Source organism: Nocardioides sp. InS609-2 (assembly GCF_023208195.1).
Lineage (GTDB): Bacteria > Actinomycetota > Actinomycetes > Propionibacteriales > Nocardioidaceae > Nocardioides.
In genome coordinates, this window is record NZ_CP060034.1 from 808,104 (window position 1) to 826,106 (window position 18,003).

At 70.0% G+C, this 18,003-nt stretch carries 19 protein-coding genes; 6 read left to right on the forward strand and 13 right to left on the reverse strand.

Going from position 1 to position 18,003, the window contains the following annotated elements; all coding sequences use genetic code 11:
- Positions 1-35: 35 nt before the first annotated feature.
- Complete coding sequence (locus H4Q84_RS04290) at positions 36-962, forward strand: DMT family transporter (protein WP_248582173.1); 927 nt, start codon at positions 36-38, stop codon at positions 960-962.
- Between the two features lie 82 nt (positions 963-1,044).
- Positions 1,045-1,944, forward strand: a complete 900-nt coding sequence (locus H4Q84_RS04295) for a hypothetical protein (protein ID WP_248582174.1) — start codon at positions 1,045-1,047, stop codon at positions 1,942-1,944.
- Here the strand turns inward: H4Q84_RS04295 and H4Q84_RS04300 are convergent.
- The 4 genes from H4Q84_RS04300 to H4Q84_RS04315 all read right to left on the reverse strand — a co-directional run bounded on the left by H4Q84_RS04300 (position 1,941) and on the right by H4Q84_RS04315 (position 7,162).
- A complete protein-coding gene (locus H4Q84_RS04300) occupies positions 1,941-2,936 on the reverse strand; it encodes a threonine aldolase family protein (protein ID WP_248582175.1) in 996 nt (331 codons plus the stop codon). The two genes, H4Q84_RS04295 and H4Q84_RS04300, sit on opposite strands and share 4 nt — an antisense overlap.
- A 118-nt stretch (positions 2,937-3,054) precedes the next feature.
- Positions 3,055-4,392: a 3-deoxy-7-phosphoheptulonate synthase class II gene (locus H4Q84_RS04305; RefSeq protein WP_349238404.1), complete on the reverse strand. Its 1,338-nt coding sequence runs from the start codon at positions 4,390-4,392 to the stop codon at positions 3,055-3,057.
- Positions 4,393-4,463: 71 nt separating this feature from the next.
- Positions 4,464-5,933 (reverse strand): APC family permease, encoded by a 1,470-nt coding sequence (locus H4Q84_RS04310; protein ID WP_248582176.1) that lies wholly within the window; start codon positions 5,931-5,933, stop codon positions 4,464-4,466.
- A 200-nt stretch (positions 5,934-6,133) separates the two neighbouring features.
- Positions 6,134-7,162, reverse strand: a complete 1,029-nt coding sequence (locus H4Q84_RS04315; RefSeq protein ID WP_248582177.1) for a 6-phosphofructokinase — start codon at positions 7,160-7,162, stop codon at positions 6,134-6,136.
- A 91-nt stretch (positions 7,163-7,253) separates the two neighbouring features.
- Here H4Q84_RS04315 and H4Q84_RS04320 point away from each other — a divergent pair, with 91 nt between their 5' ends.
- Positions 7,254-7,562, forward strand: coding sequence for a hypothetical protein (locus tag H4Q84_RS04320; protein ID WP_248582178.1), 309 nt, complete (start codon positions 7,254-7,256; stop codon positions 7,560-7,562).
- Positions 7,563-7,568: 6 nt separating this feature from the next.
- On the opposite strand, the gene H4Q84_RS04325 is transcribed toward H4Q84_RS04320, so the two are convergent.
- Positions 7,569-8,804 (reverse strand): MFS transporter, encoded by a 1,236-nt coding sequence (locus tag H4Q84_RS04325; RefSeq protein ID WP_248582179.1) that lies wholly within the window; start codon positions 8,802-8,804, stop codon positions 7,569-7,571.
- A gap of 68 nt (positions 8,805-8,872) precedes the next feature.
- Here H4Q84_RS04325 and H4Q84_RS04330 point away from each other — a divergent pair, with 68 nt between their 5' ends.
- A complete protein-coding gene (locus tag H4Q84_RS04330) occupies positions 8,873-9,685 on the forward strand; it encodes a DUF1028 domain-containing protein (RefSeq protein WP_248582180.1) in 813 nt (270 codons plus the stop codon).
- On the opposite strand, the gene H4Q84_RS04335 is transcribed toward H4Q84_RS04330, so the two are convergent.
- Positions 9,686-10,282: a class I SAM-dependent methyltransferase gene (locus H4Q84_RS04335; RefSeq protein WP_248582181.1), complete on the reverse strand. Its 597-nt coding sequence runs from the start codon at positions 10,280-10,282 to the stop codon at positions 9,686-9,688.
- A 316-nt stretch (positions 10,283-10,598) separates the two neighbouring features.
- A complete protein-coding gene (locus H4Q84_RS04340; protein ID WP_248582182.1) occupies positions 10,599-11,498 on the reverse strand; it encodes a hypothetical protein in 900 nt (299 codons plus the stop codon).
- Positions 11,499-11,520: 22 nt separating this feature from the next.
- Between H4Q84_RS04340 and H4Q84_RS04345 the strand changes: the two genes are divergently transcribed.
- The gene (locus H4Q84_RS04345; RefSeq protein WP_248582183.1) at positions 11,521-12,753 is read left to right on the forward strand and encodes an oxygenase MpaB family protein; all 1,233 of its coding nucleotides are present in this window, start codon (positions 11,521-11,523) and stop codon (positions 12,751-12,753) included.
- Here H4Q84_RS04345 and H4Q84_RS04350 read toward each other — a convergent pair whose 3' ends face one another.
- From H4Q84_RS04350 to H4Q84_RS04375, 6 genes are read right to left on the reverse strand one after another with little or no spacing between them, the layout of a single operon-like run.
- On the reverse strand, positions 12,754-13,263 hold the full coding sequence (locus H4Q84_RS04350) for a GNAT family N-acetyltransferase (protein ID WP_248582184.1): 510 nt from the start codon (positions 13,261-13,263) through the stop codon (positions 12,754-12,756).
- Complete coding sequence (locus H4Q84_RS04355; RefSeq protein ID WP_248582185.1) at positions 13,221-14,063, reverse strand: arylamine N-acetyltransferase; 843 nt, start codon at positions 14,061-14,063, stop codon at positions 13,221-13,223. The genes H4Q84_RS04350 and H4Q84_RS04355 overlap by 43 nt, the downstream gene beginning before the upstream one ends.
- On the reverse strand, positions 14,056-14,727 hold the full coding sequence (locus H4Q84_RS04360) for a response regulator transcription factor (RefSeq protein WP_248582186.1): 672 nt from the start codon (positions 14,725-14,727) through the stop codon (positions 14,056-14,058). The genes H4Q84_RS04355 and H4Q84_RS04360 overlap by 8 nt, the downstream gene beginning before the upstream one ends.
- Before the next feature lie 10 nt (positions 14,728-14,737).
- Positions 14,738-15,244 (reverse strand): flavin reductase family protein, encoded by a 507-nt coding sequence (locus H4Q84_RS04365; RefSeq protein WP_248582187.1) that lies wholly within the window; start codon positions 15,242-15,244, stop codon positions 14,738-14,740.
- Positions 15,241-16,374 (reverse strand): DUF5931 domain-containing protein, encoded by a 1,134-nt coding sequence (locus H4Q84_RS04370; RefSeq protein WP_248582188.1) that lies wholly within the window; start codon positions 16,372-16,374, stop codon positions 15,241-15,243. Before H4Q84_RS04370 ends, H4Q84_RS04365 begins: the two co-directional genes overlap by 4 nt.
- 17 nt (positions 16,375-16,391) lie before the next feature.
- Positions 16,392-17,141 (reverse strand): lysophospholipid acyltransferase family protein, encoded by a 750-nt coding sequence (locus H4Q84_RS04375; RefSeq protein WP_248582189.1) that lies wholly within the window; start codon positions 17,139-17,141, stop codon positions 16,392-16,394.
- A gap of 71 nt (positions 17,142-17,212) precedes the next feature.
- On the opposite strand from H4Q84_RS04375, the gene H4Q84_RS04380 reads away from it, so the two are divergent.
- The gene (locus tag H4Q84_RS04380; protein WP_248582190.1) at positions 17,213-17,995 is read left to right on the forward strand and encodes an alpha/beta fold hydrolase; all 783 of its coding nucleotides are present in this window, start codon (positions 17,213-17,215) and stop codon (positions 17,993-17,995) included.
- The last annotated feature ends 8 nt before the right edge of the window (positions 17,996-18,003 follow it).

Below are 18,003 nucleotides of genomic sequence, written 5' to 3' on the forward strand. Positions count from 1 at the left end.
GTCGGGAATCCTCCCCTGTCATTAGGGTTCCGGGCATGAGCAGCAGCGCACCCGTCGACCCCGTCTGCCACGACGAGTCACGTCGTACGACGGTGCTCGCGATGCTGGCACTGCTGGCCACGACGGCGTGCTGGGGCTCGACGTTCTTCCTCATCAAGGATCTGCTCGACCGGGTGCCGACGCTCGACTTCCTGGCGGTCCGGTTCGCGATCGCCTCGGTCGCGCTGGTGGTCGGCTTCCCGAAGGCGCTGGGCCGGCTCTCGTCCGAGTCGCGGAAGCACGCGCTCGTGCTGGGCCTGCTGTACGGCGTCGCGCAGATCCTCCAGACCGCCGGGCTCGCGCACACGGCAGCCAGTGTCAGCGGCTTCATCACGGGCATGTACGTCGTGTTCACGCCCCTGCTGGCCGCCGTACTGCTGCGCAGCAAGATCACCCTGATGACCTGGCTGGCCGTCGCGCTGGCCACCGCCGGACTGGGGGTGCTGACGCTGCAGGGCCTCTCCGTGGGGTACGGCGAGGCGCTGACGCTGCTGGCCGCCATCCTCTACGCGCTGCACATCGTCGGGCTCGGCGCATGGTCGCGGGCGGGCGAGGCGGTCGGCATGACGATCGTGCAGATCATGGTGATCACGGTGGTCTGCTTCGTCGCCACGATCCCCGACGGCATCGTGCTGCCCAGCACCGGCCGCGACTGGCTGTCGGTGATCTACATGGCGGTCTTCGCCGGTGCGCTGGCGCTGGTGGCGCAGACGTGGGCGCAGGCGCACCTGCCGCCGACCCGCAGCGCGATCATCATGAGCATGGAGCCGGTCTTCGCCGCGTTCTTCGCGGTGCTGCTCGGCAGCGAGTCGGTGACCGGCCGGCTGATGGTCGGCGGGCTGATGGTGTTCGGGGCGATGCTGGTAGTAGAGCTGGCGCCCCGGCGCAAGATCGAGGGCGAAGTCACCCACATCGCCGTGTGACGCCGTCTGGCGGACCGGTTGGGCAAACCCGGCGCCGCCTGCCTAGTCTGTCGAGCGTCCTGGACGCCTGGAGGATCTGCCGATGACGACCTGTGCCGCCTGTGGCCACGAGCTGGGCCTCGGCCGCTTCTGCACCAACTGTGGAGCGGCGCTGCCCGAGGACGCTGCCGCGACGACCGAGCACGACTGGCGCAACGACACGATGGTGCGCGACCGCGAGAGCGGCTCGGCGTTCCTGCCGCCGCCGGCCCCGGAGCCGGTCCAGCCCGTCGCCCTCGCTCCTGAGCCCGATCCCGCCCGCGCCACGCGCACGCCCCGCGAGGTCCCGCGCTGGCTGCCGTGGCTGCTCGGCTGGCTGCTGCTGGCCGTGATCGCGGCGATGATCGGCTGGACCTACGGCAGCGGCGGACCTGCCAACGACGAGGCAGCCGGCTCGAACGGCGCGTCCGGCAGCACCGGTGACGGTGCACCCGAGTCGCCGGCCCCGGCCGAGCTCCCCGCCGACGCAGCCGACATCACCGAGGCGGCAACGGCCACCGCTCCCGACACGGCCCCGCCCAACCAGGACATCGACGGAAATGCGGTCACGTACGACGCCGTGCACATGCTCGACGGCAACCCGTCGACCGCGTGGCGGATGTCGGGCGACGGCACCGGCGTCGTGCTCACGTTCACCCTGCCCGAGGCGACCCGACTCGTGTCGGTGGGCCTGGTCAACGGGTATGCCAAGATCGACGGCTCGGTCAACTGGTACCCACGCAACCGCCGCATCGACTCGGTCACCTGGGGGTTCGACGACGGCAGCACGCTGCGCCAGGACCTCATCGACAACCCGGCCCTGCAGACGATCGGTGTCGACGGCGGCGTGGTCACCTCATCGGTCACGCTCACCCTGACCAGCGTCTCGGCGCCGGGCGACGACGACGGCCGCGACTTCACGCCGGTCAGTGACGTCCGGCTGATCGGCTCGGCAGCCAGCTAGGCCAGCCGGGCGAGGATCGCGGCGGCGCGCGCGGCGTCTGCGCGGGTGACGTCGAGATGCGTGACGATGCGTACGGCGCGCGGCCCGACCGCGGAGATGCGGACTCCCTCGTCCGCGGCAGCGGCCACGAACGCCGCCGCGTCGGCGCGCGGCACCACCACGATGTTGGTGTCGACTCCGGTCGGATCGACACCGCAGGCCTCGGCCAGCAGCCGGGCGTGCTCGTGGTCGTCGGCCAGCCGTTCGATGTGGTGGTCGAGGGCGTACAGGCCGGCGGCGGCGAGGATGCCGGTCTGCCGCATGCCACCGCCCATGCGCTTGCGCCAGATGCGCGACTCGGCGATCGCCTCGCGGCCCCCGACGACCAGTGAGCCGACGGGGGCGCCGAGCCCCTTCGACAGGCAGACACTCAGCACGGCGGCGCACGCGCCGTACTCGAGCAGCGGGGTGCCGGTGGCCACGTGGGCGTTCCAGATGCGGGCGCCGTCGATGTGCAGCCAGGCGTTGTGCTCATCGACGAGCGCGAGGAGTGGCTTGATGTCGTCGGCGCGCAGGACCGTGCCACCGGCGAAGTTGTGCGTGTTCTCGATCGAGACCATCCGCGTCTGCACGAAGAACGGCCCCATGTCGGGAGCCCACATCGCCTCGACGGCGGCCACGTCGATGCCGCCGCGCGGATGAGTCCAGGTGCGCATGGTGACGCCGCTGTAGGCGCCGTGCGCGCCCAGCTCGGCGCGGGCGATGTGCGCCGACGACTCGCACAGCACCTCGGTGCCCGGCCCCGCGCCGAGCCGCACCGCGAGCACGTTTGCCATCGACCCGGTGGGCGTGAACAGAGCGGCCTCGTGGCCGAACATCCCCGCCACGCGGTCCTCGAGCTCGCGGACGGTGGGGTCCTCGCCGTACACGTCGTCGCCGACCGGCGCGGCAGCCATCGTCGCCCGCATCGCGTCGGTGGGCTTGGTGAGGGTGTCGGAGCGGAGGTCGATCACGGGGCCGAACCTACCGTCGTGGTCGATGTCCGAGCGACGCACCTCGTGTTTCGACGCGGGGCTTGCTCAACCCCTTCGGCCGACCCAGCTCGCTCGCAAAGCTTGCGGTCTGCTGGCCTCAGGCCTTCCGCAGCATCTCCGCCACGAGGAACGAGAGCTCGAGCGACTGGACCCGGTTGAGCCGCGGGTCGCAGACCGACTCGTAGCGGTCAGCCAGGCCGGCCTCGTCGAGCTCCTCGCCACCGCCGACGCACTCGGTGACGTCGTCACCGGTGAGCTCGACGTGGACGCCGCCGGGCCAGGTGCCGACCGCGCGGTGCACGTCGAAGAAACCCTGGACCTCTTCGATGACATCGTCGAAACGACGGGTCTTGTAGCCGGACGAAGCCTCGAAGGTGTTGCCGTGCATCGGGTCGCAGACCCACGCGACGTTGAGCCCGGCCGCGCTGACCTTCTCGACCAGCGTCGGCAGGCCGTCGCGGATCTTGCCGGCGCCGAAGCGGGTGATGAAGGTAAGCCGGCCGGCCTCGTTCTCGGGGTTGAGCTTGCCGGCGAGCGCGATGGCGTCGTCGGGCGACGTGGTCGGGCCGAGCTTCACGCCGATGGGGTTCTTGATGTGGCTGAGCAGCTCGACGTGCGCGCCGTCGAGCTGGCGGGTGCGCTCGCCGATCCAGACGAAGTGCGCCGAGACGTCGTACGGCGTCTGGGTGCGGCTGTCGGTGCGGGTCATGGAGTGTTCGTACTCCAGCACCAGCGCCTCGTGGCTGGAGTGGAAATCGACGCGGTGGAACTCGTCGGGGTCGGCGCCGATCGCCTGCATGAAGGTCAGCGCCCGGTCGATCTCGGCGGCGACCAGCTCGTAGCGCTGACCGGCGATCGAGTCGCGGACGAAGTCGGTGTTCCAGGTGTGCACCTGGCGCAGGTCGGCGTACCCACCGGTGACGAACGCGCGCACCAGGTTGAGGGTGGCGGCCGAGGAGTTGTAGACGTCGACGAGCCGCTGCGGGTCGGGGATCCGCGACTCGGGGGTGAAGTCGAAGCCGTTGACGGCGTCGCCGCGGTAGGCCGGCAGGGTGATGCCGTCGCGGGTCTCGTCATTGGAGGAGCGCGGCTTGGCGTACTGGCCCGCGAGCCGGCCGAGCTTGACCACCGGCACGGACGCGGCGTACGTCAGCACGACCGCCATCTGCAGCAGCACGCGCAGCTTGTTGCGCACGTTGTCGGCGGTGACGCCGTCGAACGTCTCGGCGCAGTCCCCGCCCTGCAGGAGGAACGACTCGCCCCGAGTGACGGCCGCGATCTTGGCCTTCAGCTCGTCGCACTCACCGGCAAACACCAGCGGCGGCACCCTGCGCAGGCGGGCGACTGCCGCGTCGACAGCGTCGCGGTCGGGGTAGGACGGCTGCTGCTTCGCGCCCATGGCGTGCAGGTGCTCGAGGGAGGGGACGGTGCTCACGACATCCAGCGTACGGCGACCGGCCGAGGCCGACCGATTCGTGGCCACTGGGCGAGAGGGCGAGTGGACCCTCAGCGGTCGTCCATGTCCTCCATGTGCTCGATGTCGCGGAAGCCGGTCTTCTTCGCGCGGACGCCGCGGTTGGTGAGCCAGGTGAGCGCCCAGAGCACGATGCCGAGTCCGAGCAGGCCGGCCGCGATCTTGTACTGGATGTAGTCCTCGGCGTCACGCGCCCAGGGGCCGACAAGGAACAGGCAGGCCACCGCGCCGACGTACGGCACCCAGGTTGGCGCCTTGAACCCGTCCTCGGGCGAGGCGTCGCGACGCAGTACGACGCACGCCACGTTGACGACGCTGAAGACGCAAAGCAAGAGGAGCGCGGTAGTGCCGGACAACGCGGTGATCACGCTGGTGTCTGCCGCGAAGGTCACCAAGATGATCAGACCCAGGGCGAGCAGCGTTGAGAAGGCGATGCTGACCCATGGGGTGCGGCGGTTCGGGAGGACTTTGCCGAGGGTGCGAGGCAACACGTCCTGGTTGGCGAGGCCATAGAGCAGCCGGCTGGCCATGAGCATGTTGATCAGGGCGGTGTTGGCGACCGCGAAGACGGTCAGGAACGGGAAGATCTTGTCGACCGGGATGCCTGGCGCGCCGCGGCTGACAACCTCGAGGAGCACCTTGCCCTCGTTGCTCACGACACCCTCGATGTCACCCTCAGGGATCACCGCGATCACCGAGATGGCGACCAAGATGTAGAACACGACTGCGATCCCGAGACCAGTCAGCATGATCCGCGGGAAGACCTGCTGTGGGTTGTGGACCTCCTCGACCATGTTCACGGAGTCCTCGAAGCCGACCATCGCGAAGAAGGCGATCGCGGTAGCCACCGTGACCGCGAGGAACAGGCCACGGTCCGAGCCCGATTCGAAGACGACGATCCGGCCGAGGTCCGCGTCTCCCTTCGCCATCACGAAGAAGCCGATGCCGATCACGATGACCAGCGCCGCCATCTCGACCAGGGTGAGCACCACGTTGAACTTGACGCTCTCGCCGACCCCGCGCAGGTTCACCCCGGCGAGGAAGACCATGAAGGCCAGAGCCACAACTGTGATCGCGGTGTTGCCTTCAGAGACGTCGAACCCCAGCGCATTGAGGCCGGTGAGCAGGTTGGTGGCCAGGAGGTTGGACGAGGTCGAGGCACTGGTGATACCCGAGCAGACCACGGCGAAGGCCACCAGGAACGTTACGAAGTGGAGCCCGAAGGCCTTGTGCGTGTAGAGCGCGGCACCGGCCGCCTGCGGGTACTTCGTGACGAGTTCGAGATAGGAGTACGCCGTCATGGTGGCGACCGCGAACGCGACCAGGAACGGCAGCCAGACGACTCCTCCGACCTCGAGCGCCATCTCGCCTACCACGGCGTAGATACCGGCTCCGAGGATGTCGCCAACGATGAACAGCAGCAAGAGCCGGGGGCCCATGACGCGCTTGAGGTCGGGCTCGGGACCGTTCACATCAGTGGTCGGGGTCTCGCTGGCACTCACGGGCTGCTCCCTCCGATGGCCGGGCAGCAGGTCCCGGCTGCCGCCCATGGTGGCCCAGATCACTTCGAAGTTCCAGCACCGCTGACGGGACTCGCGTCGCGCGACGGGATAGTCCGGGGCAATCCGTACCTGATTCCGCCAGGGGAGGTGCATTTTGCCCCGGACTACCCACTCAACAAGCGGACCCCGCCCGGCGCCGGTCAGCCGAAGAAGACCTGCGCCTCGGCGTACTCCTTCTCGCTGACGAGCTTGAGCTCGCCGGTGCCCTCGATGAGGGGCAGCCGCACGATGTCGGTGCCGCGCAGCGCCATCATCGTGCCGAACTCGCCGTCGGCGACCGCGTCGATCGCGTGGAGCCCGAAGCGGGTGGCCAGCCACCGGTCGAACGCGGTGGGGGTGCCACCCCGCTGGATGTGCCCGAGTACGACGGCGCGCGCCTCCTTGCCGGTGCGGTGCTCGATCTCGCTGGCCAGCCGGTCACCGATGCCGCCGAGACGGACATGTCCGAAGGCGTCCTTCTCCCCCGACACGAGCGTCATGTCGCCGCCTTCCCGCGGGACGGCTCCCTCGGAGACCACGACGATCGGGGCGTACTGGCTCTTGAACCGCGTCTGGACGTGAGCGCAGACCTCGTCGATGTCGAAGGGCTGCTCGGGGATCAGCACCATGCTGGCGCCGCCCGCGAGGCCGGCATGCAGGGCGATCCAGCCGGCGTGCCGACCCATCACCTCGACCACCAGCACGCGGTGGTGCGACTCGGCGGTGGTGTGCAGCCGGTCGATGGCCTCGGTGGCGACGTTGACCGCGGTGTCGAAGCCGAACGTGAAGTCGGTGCCCGACAGGTCGTTGTCGATCGTCTTCGGCACCCCGACGACGTTGACGCCGAGGTCGGCGAGCTTGGTGGCCACCCCGAGCGTGTCCTCGCCGCCGATGGCGACGAGCGCCTCGACGCCGTCCTTCTCGAGGTTGGCCTTGATGCGCTCCACCCCGTTGTCGAGCTTGAACGGGTTGGTGCGCGAAGAGCCCAGGATCGTGCCGCCGCGCGGCAGGATGCCGCGGCACTGCTCGATGCCGAGCGGCATCGTCAGACCCTCGAGGGGACCCTTCCAGCCGTCGCGGTAGCCGACAAACTCGAAGCCGTGCGTGTGCACGCCCTTGCGCACGACGGCGCGGATGACGGCGTTGAGGCCGGGACAGTCCCCGCCTCCGGTGAGCACTCCGACACGCATGGAACCTCCGCAGATCTGGGAATTGGATCGTTCACAACCTCCGCGAGGGTAGCGACCGCGGGGCGTCGTTGGCGAGCGTTACTCTCGCCCCGTGAACACCGCCGACGTCGTCCTCATCGTCTTCGCCATCTCGGCCATCTTCTTGCTGATGGGTCCGTTCAGCGGCAGCCGTGACGTCAAGGACATCCAGTTCCGCCTGCGCCGGCTGGAGAGCAAGCTCGACGCGCTGGCCGACCACGCGGGCATCACGGTCGAGGCGGCCGGGCTGCGTGGAGTGCACGAGCAGCTCGCGCAGGGCAACAAGATCGCGGCGATCAAGACCTACCGCGAGGTGACCGGCGCCAGGCTCGCCGACGCCAAGGCCGCCGTCGACCGCATGGAGCGCGGCGAGCAGCCCTGAGCCGCGTCAGGTGGTGACCGGCTCCGCTGCGTTGGTGACCTCGGCTGCCGCGGCCGGCATCACCGACGCGAGCCGGCCGACCACGAACACCATCACCACGGCCAGCGCGATCATCACCACCCACAGCGGCTCGGGCCCGCGCTCGAGCAGCCAGGCGAACAGCACGGGCGCGATGGTGCCGCTGAGGTTCCACGCGAGCTGGATCAACGACAGGTAGCGCCCGCGCAGGTGGTCCGGTGACGCCTCGGCCGACAGCGCGGCGAGCACCGGGCCTCCGGAGAGCTCGGCCAGCGTGTAGACGATGCTGCCGAACACGACCAGGCCCGTCGCCACGGCCGGAGGCAGCCAGCCGCACACCAGGAACACCACGAACGACGAGGCGAAGACGACCTGGGTCAGCAACAGCACGCGATAGCGCACCCGGCCGGTCATGGCGTTGACCACCAGTCCCTGCCCGAGGCCGACCATGATGCAGTTGACGGTGAAGATGACGCCGGTGATCCAGCCCGGCAGCTCGAGCACGGTCACGACGTAGACCGGCAGCGCGAAGTTCAGGATCATCATCGGCATCGAGTAGCCCACCTGGGCGACCACGAGCAGCCGGTACGGCCGGTCGGAAAGCACCGTCCGCCACGAGCCGGGCAGCGACTGCTGCCCACCGCGCACGGTGGCGGGCACCGCCAGCAGCAGCCCGAACGCGACGACGTACGTCGCGGCGTTGGCCGCGACCACGGCCTGGAACGCCAGGTCGGAGCCGATGGCCAGAGCGATGCCGGAAGCCACACCGCCCACTGCGAAACCGACGTTGCGCAGGGCACCGAGGAAGCCGAACCAGCGCTCGCGCTCACCCGGCTGCGAGATGGCGGCCACGATGTTGCCGTAGGAGCCCCAGAAGGCGGTGCGGCCGACGGTGACGACGATGGTCCACAGCAGGACCGCCGCGAACGAGTCGGTCACCAGGTAGGCCACGAAACCCACTGCCTGAAGGGCGTTGCCGGCCAGCAGGATCTGCTTGGCGCCGAAGCGATCGACCAGCGCGCCGATGGCCGGCCCCGCGGGCAGCGACACCGCCGAGGCGATCGAGATGGCCGCGCCGACCTGGAGCAGGCTCAGAGGTGTGACCGCCAGGAAGTAGAGCATCGTGAGCGGCATGAAGACGCCGCTGCCCAGCGCGTCGACGGCGATGGCCGTGACGAAGCGCCGGTGGGGGCCGATGGGAGGAAAGCCGAGGCGGGAGAGCACCTGCTCATCCTTCCGGTGACCACCGACATTTGCGCAAGCGGGTATCGGACAAGCACTAGCGTTGCGGCATGACGTTCTCAATCGTGGCCCGGTCCGAAGACGGTGAGTCCTGGGGTGTCGCCGTCGCCTCGAAGTTCCTGGCGGTCGGCTCCGCGGTGCCGGCGGCTGTCGCCGGCGTGGGCGCCATCGCCACCCAGGCGTCGGCCAACGTGGCCTACAAGGGCCTCGCGCTCGCCCACCTCGACGAGGGCGCGACCGCCAGCGTCGCCCTGCAACGGCTGCTCGAGGAGGACGACGGGCGCGACCACCGCCAGGTCGGCATCGTCGACGTGGAGGGCAACGCGGTCTCGCACACGGGACCGGCGTGCTTCGACTGGGCTGGCGGCGTCACGGGCGACGGGTTCGCGATCCAGGGCAACATCCTCACCGGCCCCGAGGTGGTCGACGAGATGCGAGCCGCCTGGGAGGGCTCGGCCGGTGAACCCCTCGAGCGGCGGCTGCTGGCCGCCATGCGGGCCGGCGACCGGGCCGGCGGCGACCGCAGGGGGCGGCAGTCGGCCGCGCTGCTCGTCGTACGCGATGAGGCGGGGTACGACGGCCTCGACGACATCGCCGTCGACCTGCGGGTCGACGACCACCCCGAGCCGCTCACCGAGCTGGCTCGGCTGCTCGACCTCAGCGACCTCTACCTCACTGCCTCCACCGACGACGAGAAGGTCGAGATCGACGCCGCGCTGGCCGACGAGATCGATAACCTCGTGAAGAGGGCGGGGTATCCCGACCTGACCGCCTGGACCGGTGCGGAGAACTACGAGATGCGGGTCTCCCACGACGGCACCTGGATAGACCAGCTGGTGCTGGCGATCCTGCGGGACCAGTGATCAGGCGGTGGGCTTGGTCGCCAGCACGTTGAACTCGTTGTAGGTGAACGCTCTCCCGGCCACGAGGGGGAACGGGAAACTGCGCCACGGCTGGGGCTGCAGCCCCAGCGACCTCGACAGGTCCTGCAGGTGCTCGCCGGTGGTCCAGCGGACGTGAGTGGGGTCGGAGGCGTAACCGCGCTCCTGCGGGCAGATGAACAGCACCTTGCCACCCGGTCGCAGGTAGGGGAGGTAGGAGCGCATTATGGCCTCGCCCTCCTCGGGCGGCAGGTGCTCGATCACGTGCGCGACCAGGAACCCGTCGAAGGACTCGGCGACGCGAAGCTCTGACTCCTCCCACTCCACGGTGGTGACAGCCGTGAAGCCACGTTGCCTGGCGATCTCGACGGAGACCGGGTTGTGGTCGACGCCCACGGACCCAGCAGGTAGTGAGTCCAGGTTGCGGCCGATGCCGCAACCGATGTCGAGCGTGCGCCCCAGCTCCTGGCGACGCAGGTTCCACTGGTACGGCGCCTGGACCTTCAGCACCTGCTTCCAGCGGGCGCCTTCTTTGCGCTGCAGACGGCGGGCATATTCCTCACCTTGGGTGTCGCGCATGGCCGAGACCCTAGCCCAGCCTCTCCAGCCGTCCGCCGACCGCCGACCGCATCAGGCCCGCGATGAGGCGGGCCTTTGACGCGCGCATCCTCGCGATCGACGCCAGCACCACCGTGTGACCGCGGTCGTCCTCGAGCGACCGTAGATCGTCGAGACCACGGCGCTGGGCGCGACCTTCCCCGCCGGGCTCGGCACCGGTGGGTGGAGGTCGACCGACGAGCTCCGCGACACCTGGCAGCTCGACCGGAGCTTCGCTCCCCGGGGCAAGCGCGCCCGCTGGAGCGAGGTGGTCGAGCGGTGCAAGGGGGCTGGGCGGCTACCTGAGCTTCGCCAGGATCGCCGTAGCAGCCTCTCGGTCGCGGATCGCCGCGGCCAGCGTCTCCTCGGCCTCGGCGCGCACGTCCTCGGCGTCCGAGAGCTCGTCGTCGATCTCCTCGGCGGCGGTCTCCAGCTCGGCGATCTTGCGGCGCAGCTCGTCGATCTCCGCCTGCACCTGCATGCTGCGCGCCTCGAGCTGACCGACCTCGGCTGCGGCTGCGTCGTACGCCTCCTGGGTCTGCGTCACCTCCGCCTCGGCGAGGTCGAGCTTCTCCTGTGCGGCCTTGCGCTTCTTCTGGTCCGCCTCCGGGTCGGGTACGACGTGCAGCTCGGGCCGCGACGGCGGCTCCTCCTCAGCCTCCCGCGCAGACGCCGTGAAGCCCAGTGCCTCGGGAGCGGCCACCGAGGCAGCGACGTCGACCGCGTCCACCCCGGTCGCGGCGAGCGACGCGGTGAGCAGCCCGCTGCGGACAGCAGCAGCGGCGCCTTCGTCGAGCATCGCCGCAGTCAGGGTGGCCTCCACCTGGTCGGCCACGGAGTCGCTCAACCGCTGGCCCTCTTCGGCTGCGCATGCCCTGGCCCGCGTTGTCACGGCCGCGGTGAGCTGCCTGCGTTGTCGCGTGAGCGCGCGCAGCTCGTTGCCGTCGAGGTTGGCCTGTGCCTCCCGCAACGCCACGCCGACAGCGATGACCTGCTCGACCTGAGCTGTCTCCCGGCGGACGAACAGGTTGACCGCCCACGCCGCGACAGACGGCCGCTTGAGAGTCTTGACGCGCGCGGACAGCGGCTTGTCGGTGGCCTTCAGCTCCTTCGCGCGGGCATCCCGCACCGCCGTGAAGTCGGACACAGCCAGCGCATAGAGCTCGTCGGCAATGGCCAGCAGCGGGTCGATGGACACGCCGCGAGCATAGGCTGAGGCCATGTCGACGGCCGCGCAGCGCCCCCTGGATGCTCCCGACATTCCCACCACGATCCGTCGGCACGACGAGGCGGTGCGCCGCTTCGGGGACCTCGCCGCGCCGTACTTCGACGGCATGTGGATCGGTGATCCGCTGGCCGACGCGTTCGTGGCCGACTTCGCCACCATCGGTCACGGCCGCGGCATGCGGATGCTGCGACAGGCCTGTACTCAGGGCATCGACGCCGTCGACGACCCACCCGACTCGCTGCGCGCACTCTTCGCCGAGCTCGACGACGTGCCCGACTGGGTCGACTTCGAGGTGCTCAACCATGGCGGCCGCCACATCGGGCGCTACACCCGGCAGGCGGGCATCGTGCTCGGCGCCGCATCGCTGGTGAGTGGCTATGCCAACTCCGCGGCGTCGCGACCGTTGCAGCTCACCGGCCGGTACGTCGAGAGCGCCGGCGCGCGCACCATCGAGGTCGGCTCATGGCTGGTCGAGGTGCTGGCGCACGACGGGCTGCGCCGCCACTCCCCCGGCTTCGAGCTCACCGTGCGGGTCCGGATCATCCATGCGCTCGTGCGCCAGTCCCTCGTCAGCTCCGACGAGTGGGACTCCGCTGCCTGGGGCGTACCGATCTGCCAGGCCTACCTCGCCTACACGCTGGTGGAGTTCTGCCTGATCCCGTTGCGCGGCATGCGTGCGGTCGGCGCGCCGTTCCTGCCGCACGAGGCCGACGCCTACTACGCGCGCTGGCGCTATGTCGGCCACCTGCTCGGCATCTCGCCGGACCTGCTGCCCGTCGACGAGGCCGACCAGGAAGCGCTCGAGGCGATCTACCTGCTCAGCCGCCCGGTGGTCGACGACTTCTGCCGCGACCTCGTCGGGTCGATCAACGCCGAGTTCCTCGTTCCCGAGATCGAGGAGATCCTGCCCCGCGCCCTGCACCGCGCGGCTCCGCCGATCGTGCAGGCCCTCGAACGGATCTTCCTCGGCGACGAGATCGCCGACGAGTTGGCGGTGCCCGACACCCGGCTCAAGCACGTCATCCGCTTCGTCGGGCTCGTCCTCGGTGTGGTCAACGCCGGCCTCGACCGGGTGCCGTTCTCACTCCCGGTGCGGGCTGCACTCGGCGAGCGCTACCGGGTCAAGCAGGATGTCCGGCTGCGGTCGCGGTACGGCGTCCAGCACGACCTCGTCGATGCCTCGCCCGAGGGCGATCGCCCGCACCCCGCGCGGGATCCGGCGTAGTCACCCCCGCAGCACGTACTCCATCTCCTCCGGATGCGGCGGGAACTCCGCCTCCCCACGCACTCCGGTCGGCACCCAGCCGAGGTGGTCGTAGAGCCCCCGCGCCTGATGATTCTCGACCAGGCACTTCAGGTACGGCGTCTCACCGCCTTCGCGGATCGCCGAGACCGCGCGCTCGACCCCGGCCCGGGCAAGCCCCGAACCCCAGTGGTCGGGATGGACGCCGAGATGCCGAAGCGTGCGGACGTCCCAGGCAGCGAAGGCGATCACGCCGGCGTCACCGTCGACCACCTCGACCGTGACACCCGGGTCGTCGAGGATCAGCGCCCAGCGCGCCAGCACATCCGCGTCTGGATAGGGATAGACGTCCGGCGGGAAGACGTGCGCCAGCGCGACCAGGTTGGTGGCCCGCTCGGCCATCATCAGCGCCACGGCATCGTCAGCCCCGGCACGGCGCCACACGAACGTCACGGCCGGCCCGCCGCGTCCCACGCCAGGTGGCTCTGCCACGAGGACTCCCACAGCGCGCGCAGCCGCTCGTCGGAGATCCCGGTGAGACTGAGACCGAGCGAGACGAGCGCGCCACGCCAGTCGTCGTACGTCGTGAGGTCGCGCGTCGTGGCGCCCGCACCGTCCAGCCTGGTGTGCACGCAGGCCCGCACCGTGTCCACGGTTCCAGCAGTGCGCCGCTGGACGACCAGCATCCTCGCGAACCGACCATCGGGCGGCGTGGACAGCACGACGTGGGCGCCGGAAACGTCCATCGGCAGCGACCGCGCCTCCATGCCGGTGAACGTGCCGCGATGGTCGTTGCGGAATGACCAGCCCCGATCGTCCAACGAGGTGATCTCGACGTCCAGCAGCCCGTCAGCGACCACGCCCACGACGAGCGGCACCGGCTCGACGAACCCCTCACCCAGCCCGACGTCCGGCCACCAGCGACCGCCCGGGTTGGCGTCGCTGGGCAGCCCGGAGACCACCAGCACCAGGTGGTTGAGGTCGGTGCTGGCGCGCATCTCGGCATCGGTCCAGACGTGCCCGTGCTGCCGCTCGACGGTGTAGCCGAGATGCCGCAGCCCGGCCGCGAGCGCGCCGTTCTGGTGGAAGCAGTAGCCCGACCGCCCGGTCTCGACGACCTGACGCAGGCAGCTCTCCTCGTCGACCGGCTGCGGCGAGCCCAGCACGATGTCGAGGTTGTTGTAGGGCAGTTGTTCGAGATGCGCCCGGTGCAACGCAGCCATCGTGTCGAGCGTCGGTGGCGGGTCCGTGTAGCCAAGCCGCGCGACGTACTCCGCGGCGAGCTCACTCATCGTCGTCGAGGCCCTGTTCGATCGCATATCTGGTCAGCTCGACACGATTGTGCATCTGCAGCTTGCGCAGGGTGTTCTGCACGTGGTTCTGCACGGTCCGGTGCGAGATCACGAGCCGGTCGGCGATCTGCTTGTAGGACATGCCCTTCGCCACCATCTTGAGCACCTCGGTCTCGCGCTCGGTGAGCTCCGGGGTGCTGGGGTCCGGCTGCGCTGGCCCGGACATCCGGCGGAACTCCCCCAGCACCAGACCGGCCAGCCCCGGCGTGAACACGGTGTCGCCGGCGGCCACGCGTCGTACGGCAGAGATGAGCTCCTCACGCGATGCCGACTTCACGAGATAGCCCGTAGCACCGGCCTTCACGGCCTCCAGCACGTCGGCCTGCTCGCCGGACGCGGAGAGGATCAGCACCCGCGCCGACGGGTCGTGCTCGAGCACCGTGCGCGTCACCTCGACGCCGTTGGGCTCGGGGATCTGCAGGTCGAGTACGACGACGTGCGGTCGCGCTGCCGGGAACCGAGCCACGGCTTCCCTGCCGGTGGCGGCCACCCCGACGACCTCGAACCCCGCGACCTCCAGGTCACGTTCGACCGCGTCGCGCCACATCGGGTGGTCGTCGACCACCATCACCCTGATGGCCTCGTTGGCTGCCCCGTCGGTCATGCGCACCAACCTAGTGGGAGTAGCGCCCACGGCGATGGATGAGCGGCTCGTTGTCGTCGCCGACGACCAGACCGTCGATCCGGGCCGTGACCTCGACCGACCACCCGACGTCGCGGGTGTCGCGGACGACGACCTCGGCCCACGTGGTCACGTCGGCGAGTCGCGGCCCGGCGTCGGTCTGCACCCACTCGGCCTGCGCGAAGGCCCCACCGGGAGCGGGCATCTGACCGGCGAACTGCTCGGCGAGGTCGCGGTGCTGCCACTCCAGCATCTGTACGACGCAGCGGGCGTCGTCACCGGACGTCAGCCGCGTGGCCAGGTCGGAGTCGGGGTCGAGCAACCCGATGACGAGGGGCCGTTCGCTCGGCGCCACGAGCAGGGAGGAGACGGTGAGCCCGACGCGTTCGGCACCGGAGCCGGCGGTCCAGAGGGACACCTGGCCGCCCAGCCGGCCGCGCAACCGGCGGGCCTGGTCGGGGTCGGGATCGAGGAACGGGTGCTCGCTGTGGATCGTCACGTCGGTCCTCCCGGTCGTGGCACGGCCAGCTCCCACTCCGTGCCCCAGGAGCCGGTCGACAGCTCGGCGGTGCCACCGAGGTCCTCGAGCCGGCCGCGGATCGAGGCCACCACTCCGAGCCGGCCCTCGGTCTCGGCCGTGGCGAGTCGGTCGGCCGCGATGCCTTGGCCCTCGTCACGCACAGACACCACGACCTGGTCGTCGGCGGCATCGAGCATCACCCAGGCCGGTGCCTGCGGTCCGACATGCACGGTCACGTTGTCGAGACAGGCACGGGTCGCTGCGACCACCTCGGACACGACGTACGCCGGGAGAGGCACGGCTGTGCCGGGCGTCACGACGGTGACGAGTGGTCCGCCGAGCGCTTCGAGCGCGACGGCGAGGTCGGTGGAAGCGGACTCGCTGACGAGGGTGTCCTGCTGCCGGATCAGCGACCGGAGCGACGACTCCTGCTCGCCAGCGAGGCGGCCGAGGTCGGCGAACTCTCCCCCGAGCTCCGTGCCCCGGCGCTGCACGAGGGCAAGCACCTGCAGCACTCCGTCGTGTACGGCGCGGGCGAGCCGGGCGCGTTCGCCGGCCGAGGCCGCGGCCCGCTGGGCGAAGTCTCGTTCGGCCGCCATCTCCTGCAGCGACTGGCACATGTAGCCCACGATCGGGCCACCGATCATCAGCAGGAACGTGTTGCCGTAGGTGGCCTGGCTGACGTCGGACCTGATCACCAGGTCGATCACCGACAGCGCCGTGCCGGCCACCAGTCCGCCCTGCCACCGCCAGTGGACGGCCCACGCGAGGAGTACGCCCATGATCCAGAAGCCCGGCAGCGTCGCGCGGAAGTCGTCGCCCTTGAGCCACGGCGTCGCGAGCAGTGCGGCGATCGCCACCGCGAGGTCGACGAGCAGGAGTGGCGGCGTACGGCGCGCGGAGGACGAGTAGGCCCACAGCGCGAAGCCCGTCCACAGCACGAGGAGGAGCACAAGCACCGCGGCGGCCGTTGGCCGGTCGAAGTTGTCGCGACGCCACCAGGTCAGCAGGAGGAGGTTGAGGGTGACGATGACGCGCAGCACCGCGAGGGCGGCGTACAGGCGGTCCTCGACGGCGACCGCTGCGGCGGACGACCGCCGCGGAGCCACGCCATCGGCCAGGCCGGTCAGGACGCCTTCTTGTCCTCGGCAGCGGCCTCGCGCTCGGCCCGCTCGGCCCGTTTGGCCTCGTCGTCGCTCTTCTTCGAGAGGTCCTTGGCGACACCGGCGTACACGTCGACGTACTCCTGGTCGGACAGGCGCATCACTTCGTACATGATCTCGTCGGTGATGGAGCGCAGGATGTAGCGGTCGTTCTCCATGCCCTCGTAGCGCGAGAAGTCGAGCGGCTTGCCGAAGCGGACGATCGGCCGCGTGAACGAGCCGAACTTCTTGCCGGGCGGGGCGACGACGTCGGTGCCGACGACGGCGACTGGGATGACCGGTGCACCGGTCTCGAGCGCCAGCCGCGCGACGCCGGTCTTGCCGCGGTAGAGCTTGCCGTCGTGGGAGCGCGTGCCCTCGGGGTAGATGCCGAAGAGCTCGCCCTTCGCGAGGATGCCCTTGGCCGACTTCAGCGCGCCCTCGGCCGCCGACGCACCGCCGCGGTCGATCGGCACCTGGCCGGCGCCGGAGAAGAACTTCTTCTGGAACCAGCCCTTCACTCCGGGCGTGGTGAAGTACTCCGCCTTGGCCACGAACGTGACCCGGCGCGAGAGCGTCAGCGGCATGAACAACCAGTCGGCGTACGACAGGTGGTTGCTCGCGAGGATGGCCGGACCCTCGTCGGGAACGTTGTCCACGCCGGACGCCTGAGGGCGGAAGATGAGTCGCAGGACGGGCCCGAGGGCGATCCACTTCAGGAACCAATACAGCACGATCGGACTCTAGCCCGTCCCGCCGGTCGGTGGCGCTCCCAAGAGCGCGTCGCCTCTGACACGATGCCGGCATGTCATCCGCGCTGCCCACCGCCGCCCCGTTCTCGGCGCCCGCGCGTCCCGAGCTCACCGGCGGCCGCTCGATCGGCGTACTCCTGAGCCACGGCTTCACCGGCTCTCCCGCCTCGATGCGGCCGTGGGGTGAGTCGCTCGCCGAGCGCGGGTACGCCGTGGAGGTGCCACGGCTGCCCGGCCACGGCACCACGTGGCAGGACATGAACACCACCACGTGGGCCCACTGGTACGCCGAGGTGTCACGGTCGTTCGAGAAGCTCGCGGGCGACAACGAATCGGTCGTGGTCGGCGGGCTCTCCATGGGTGGCGGGCTGGCGCTGCGACTGGCCGCCGACCACCCCGACCGGGTCGCCGGGCTGGTGCTCGTCAACGCCGCGGTCGCGACGATGCGCAAGGACGTGCTGGCCCTGCCTGTGCTCAAGTGGGTCGTGCCGTCGTTCCCCGGCATCGCCAACGACATCAAGAAGCCCGGCGGGCAGGAGTACGGCTACATCAGGACGCCGCTCAGGGCCGCCCACTCGATGATGCAGAACTGGAAGCCGCTGCGCGCCGACCTGGCCAGGGTCACCGCGCCGATCCTGTTCTTCAAGTCGACCGAGGACCATGTCGTCGACCCGCTCTCGATGGAGCTGATCCGGTCGGGGGTGTCCTCGACCGACTTCACCGTGCGCGCCCTCGAGAACAGCTACCACGTCGCCACCCTCGACAACGACGCCGACGCGATCTACTCCGAGTCCGCCGACTTCATCGCCAAGGTGACCGCCTCGCCCGCTGGTTGAGGGCCAGC